This window comes from bacterium (genome assembly GCA_023150945.1).
Classification (GTDB): Bacteria; Zhuqueibacterota; Zhuqueibacteria; order Zhuqueibacterales; family Zhuqueibacteraceae; genus Coneutiohabitans.
On sequence record JAKLJX010000092.1, the window covers coordinates 1 to 602 of the forward strand.

Genomic DNA, 602 nt, shown 5'->3' on the forward strand with positions numbered 1-602 from the left:
TACTTGCGTAAACGTCAACGTCAACCGCATATTGTCCGGAATTATTTTGCTGGAGAAAGCGTACACTATGCAATGGAAAATTATTAATGTATTTAGTGGTCTTGGTAATAAGTTATGTGTATTCCGGCCCAAAACTGCCACCCGTTCCGGTGAAGGTTGCCACTGATTCCGGGCGAAAACTGCCACCCCTTCCGGCTGAAACCTGCCACCTGACCCCCACCTTGCCCGAACTTCACACTTTCTTCTGTTGATGGTGAACGCTTATCTTCCTCCTTTTTGCCAGTCGCATAACTGCTTAGGGAGGAAGTGCCATGCCAATGAGGAGAATCGCTATGGAAAAAGTCCGCGAAATCCTTCGGCTCAAAGAGCAATGTCGGTTGACCCAGCGTGCGATCGCACGCGCGCTGAATGTTTCCCGCCCCGTGGTCAAACACTATCTCGCACGACTCGCAGCCGCCGGCGTCGATTATGCCGCCCTGGATGCCATGAGCGATGACACCGTGATGACCATTCTGGAAGGCGGTCCAGAATTCACCTCGGAACGCTATCAGTTGCTGCACCCAAAGTTCGCAGCGTTCGCCACAGAACTCAAATCTCCCGGC

At 52.3% G+C, this 602-nt stretch carries 1 protein-coding gene; it reads left to right on the forward strand.

The genetic code is table 11. The annotated features are described in order from the left end of the window. Positions 1–332 precede the first annotated feature (332 nt). Positions 333–602 (forward strand): winged helix-turn-helix domain-containing protein (locus L6R21_28195; protein MCK6563086.1); only part of this gene is annotated, 270 nt, incomplete at its 3' end.